The organism is Kluyvera sichuanensis (assembly GCF_014218705.1).
Taxonomy (GTDB): Bacteria; Pseudomonadota; Gammaproteobacteria; order Enterobacterales; family Enterobacteriaceae; genus Kluyvera; species Kluyvera sichuanensis.
In genome coordinates this window covers 1-3,299 of record NZ_JABBJF010000062.1, presented here as the reverse complement: position 1 = coordinate 3,299, position 3,299 = coordinate 1, and the positions used below count along the sequence as shown (strand labels likewise).

The 3,299-nt window shown below is 52.5% G+C and carries 7 protein-coding genes; all 7 read right to left on the bottom strand.

The genetic code is table 11. From position 1 onward, the window contains the following. Positions 1-42: 42 nt before the first annotated feature. A complete protein-coding gene (locus tag HII27_RS26640; RefSeq protein WP_042863561.1) occupies positions 43-336 on the bottom strand; it encodes a hypothetical protein in 294 nt (97 codons plus the stop codon). A 148-nt stretch (positions 337-484) separates the two neighbouring features. After that, positions 485-697 carry a hypothetical protein gene (locus tag HII27_RS26635; RefSeq protein WP_022649968.1) on the bottom strand — a complete coding sequence of 71 codons (213 nt, stop codon included), beginning with the start codon at positions 695-697 and terminating at the stop codon, positions 485-487. After that, a complete protein-coding gene (locus tag HII27_RS27330) occupies positions 681-857 on the bottom strand; it encodes a hypothetical protein (RefSeq protein ID WP_132468258.1) in 177 nt (58 codons plus the stop codon). The genes HII27_RS26635 and HII27_RS27330 overlap by 17 nt, the downstream gene beginning before the upstream one ends. Continuing rightward, a complete protein-coding gene (locus tag HII27_RS26630; RefSeq protein ID WP_058655809.1) occupies positions 857-2,179 on the bottom strand; it encodes an ATP-dependent DNA ligase in 1,323 nt (440 codons plus the stop codon). Before HII27_RS26630 ends, HII27_RS27330 begins: the two co-directional genes overlap by 1 nt. A 34-nt stretch (positions 2,180-2,213) precedes the next feature. Then, the gene (locus HII27_RS26625) at positions 2,214-2,690 is read right to left on the bottom strand and encodes a hypothetical protein (protein WP_185670183.1); all 477 of its coding nucleotides are present in this window, start codon (positions 2,688-2,690) and stop codon (positions 2,214-2,216) included. Between the two features lie 81 nt (positions 2,691-2,771). Further along, positions 2,772-2,996, bottom strand: coding sequence for a hypothetical protein (locus tag HII27_RS26620; protein WP_185670182.1), 225 nt, complete (start codon positions 2,994-2,996; stop codon positions 2,772-2,774). 75 nt (positions 2,997-3,071) lie between these two features. Next, the coding region (locus tag HII27_RS26615; protein ID WP_137532703.1) for a Tn3 family transposase at positions 3,072-3,299 on the bottom strand (228 nt) is incomplete at its 5' end.

Sequence of the window (3,299 nt, the reverse complement as noted above, 5' to 3'; positions counted from 1 at the left end):
GCTGAAAATGCCGGCCTTTGAATGGGTTCATGTGCAGCTCCATCAGCAAAAGGGGATGATAAGTTTATCACCACCGACTATTTGCAACAGTGCCCTCGTGATGATGGCCGTAAAACGCTTCGCTTGAATAGTGATAGTTTCGTTCTCCTTCAGTTCGCCGTAGTGAGTCTCCAGCAGAGAACCCAGGCGCCACAGACCGTCATCTATGCGTTTATCGCTGGCAAATCTGATCAGCAGTAGCTTTACGATTAACTGACCAATGTAAAAGGCATATCCGAAGCCGGCCGCCACAAGGTAGGTTGCCAGCCACCAGTCGAAAGAGGTCAAATTGCTCATTTCCGCGCTCTCGTCTCGTGAACAACCCGATACAGACGCTTACCGATGCGAAGCGTTTTGGTTTTCAGTACCTGCCTGACCAGATCGCGACAGATACTGAAGCCGAGGGCCACGCCCCCAGCAAAAGATAACAGGATGTATGGAATCATCAGAACGCCCCCGCCTCAGTCAATTGCTGCAACAGTGAGTGTCCTTTTTCAGTGAGCTGATAGTTCTCCACACATCCCTTTGGCGAAACGTTAGCGACAAGATTCATACGTTCCAGTTTGGCGCGGGTCTTTGGCTTCCAGTTGGCGTAGAACTGTTTCCACTGGCTGATTTCACGCAGAGTTTCTTTCTCCCGTTTACTTAACATGATCATCCTTAATCTCCTTCAGTGTGTGCGTGATATCTACAATGCGGTAAATGCGGCCACGTCTCTGCATGACACCGGCTTTTACGTAATCGTTGATGCAGCTGGACGTAACCAGACTGCCGATAACAATGCCGACGACCAAAAATACAATCATCCAGCCGAGCATCAGTCTTTATCTCCAATACGGTCTTCGGTATCTCGCAGACATTTCGGCCACTTCAGACGTGGGTGGCGTAAGCTACCGTCTGGCGTTTTCTCATGGCAGTGAACCTCAACGATGCGTCCACGATACTTCTCCTGATTGTTCCAGATCTCGTCCAGGTACTTATGCTTGATACCGCTGGCACGAACGATGACGCCGTTTTCCAGACGAATCACTATCTTGCCCAGCGTATGCGCAAAGCCAGAGTCCGGGTCGCCTGGCTCAAAGTCGATGATTTCACCGTCTTCAGAATCCTCGTCTTTCAACTTCCACCAGCTGCGGGTACGCTTGAATTCGTAAACAGAGTCCGGATCTTTCCCCATCTCCCCTTCTTCGTTCTCGTCCAGGCGCTTCATAAAGCGTTCGATGAAGTCTTCATGGCTATGGATGATGTAGAAAGGATGCAGGTGGATATCTGGCGCATAATCCTCTCCGCGAGTGTTGCGGAACAACGCCACCAGCTTGGCCAGGCGCTCTTTCAGCTTCATGCCGGTTTGCAGGTACTCTTTGCTTTTTGCCTGAGCACGCCACTCTGGTAAGAAAAAATCGAAGATGTGGTAAACGGCACCAATAGCTTTCACGCTCTTCTTGCGAAGTGCCGACACAGACTGGTTAAACGTGCCTGCAGTCCCCTCACCGTCGAAGAAGATGTGTTTACAACCTGAGAGTCTGCCCAACTCCAGCATGGCTGGTTTAAGGTGATCGAGTGACGTAATCGGATTGCCGGTACGCGTCAGGAAGTTCACCTCTTCCTCGTCAACGATGACTTCGCAGATAACCCGGAGACCATCGAGTTTGAGGCTGCCGATCATTGGCCACTTGGCCTTTGGATTTGGTTTAAATGGGTATTTGTCGCCTTTCTCCTTGTACGGAGACGCCAGCTGTACCTCAAACTTCGGAATTGGGTTTTCGAACACCTTGTTGCACAGGCTGATACCGACGCCGGCTTTCGGATCTTTCAGCAGGAAGCGACGAAACACGTCCTGCCCGTCAGCGCACATTGAGGCAACGAGTGATTCGACAGCAGTAATGGCCGCGTTCCCGGTCAGTTCGCGCGCCGCCAGCTTCTCCAGCAGCTCGACTACCTTCTGGTCGCTGGGTACGGAAGTATCGAGTGGCTCGGCCACTTTGTACTTCTTCACACCGAATCGAATGAATGGGTTGAGCATTAGCGAGACCATGCTCTGCTCAAATTCATCAAGGTTGGCCAGTGCCTCTTTCTTGGCGTTGGTTCCCATCGTTTTTATGGCATCCAGCTTGTGCTTTAGGGCGATCAGTTTTTCCATTAGTGTTTAACCTCCATCGGTCGCTCGGGAGTTTTCATGTGTTTTCTTTGGTTGCTTCTTCAATGAGTGCCGCGTACACATCAGTGACGGGCGCCAGTGAATCGGTGGACGTGGTTTCGGGTTTGGCTGGTTCTGTTTTCTTCGTGCGTTTAACCAGACTGTTAATCGTCATGGTGTTGCGCTTCCGGGTAAGCGTTCTGGCGTGGTCGTTTTGCTCTTCCACTTCTTTGATAAGCGCAGCCATATCGATGAAGTAGAGCTGTTCGCCTTTGCGGATCTCTTCGACCATCATCTTCAGTGCCTGGCATCTGCCAGCAGAAATGGCCGCAGCGCAGGACTGGAACGATGTCGCCGGGAGACGCTTCTCTTTGTAGGCAAGGATGGTGTGCTGGCAGACTGTATAGCTGCAATGGGCCTCATGGCCGTTGATCTTCACTTCCGGACAGCGCAGCGAATAACCGTTGTTTCCGGAGATAGACGGGATTTTCGACAAATCTGTTCTTGTGGACATGCTTCTAACCGTAGTCGTGTACTTACTTATTAAGCGCAGTTTAAAAAAGCCCCACCAGGGGGCTAAATGGTTTTTCGAGGCTTACCAGGTCGCCCAGCCAGTCATTTTGTCCTGAGCGGCTTCGAACCGGTATGGCCCCAGTAAATCGTTGGCATGGTGGACGGCGTAGGATTTTGCCTCCTGTTTAATCATCGGCAGCTCGTTGGCCAGGCGTGCCACCTGCCCTGCAAAACTGACGAGCACACCGTCACATGCCTGACCAGCATCAACAATGATGCGCACCAGGTCTAAGTCGCTGCGGCACATATCGCAGATGATGCCGTATTCCACCTCACGAATGCGCTCAACGGGGAGCCCGCAGAATTCGGAAAAAATCGTACGCTAAGGTTTTCCGGGCATCCGTAAGGGCCGAAACTTCCCGTCTTCCAGTCTGCGGCTCTGCCGCCAGACGTAATCGCCGGTTAGGTTGATGTGCTCCCAGCCCAGCGGCGACAGGAATTGCAGCAGCTCGCCGTCCACCGGCTTGCCGGCCTCGACCAACCCCTGGGTGGCGCGTTCCAGGTACACCGTGTTCCACAGCACGATAGCCGCCGTCACCAGGTTGAGGCC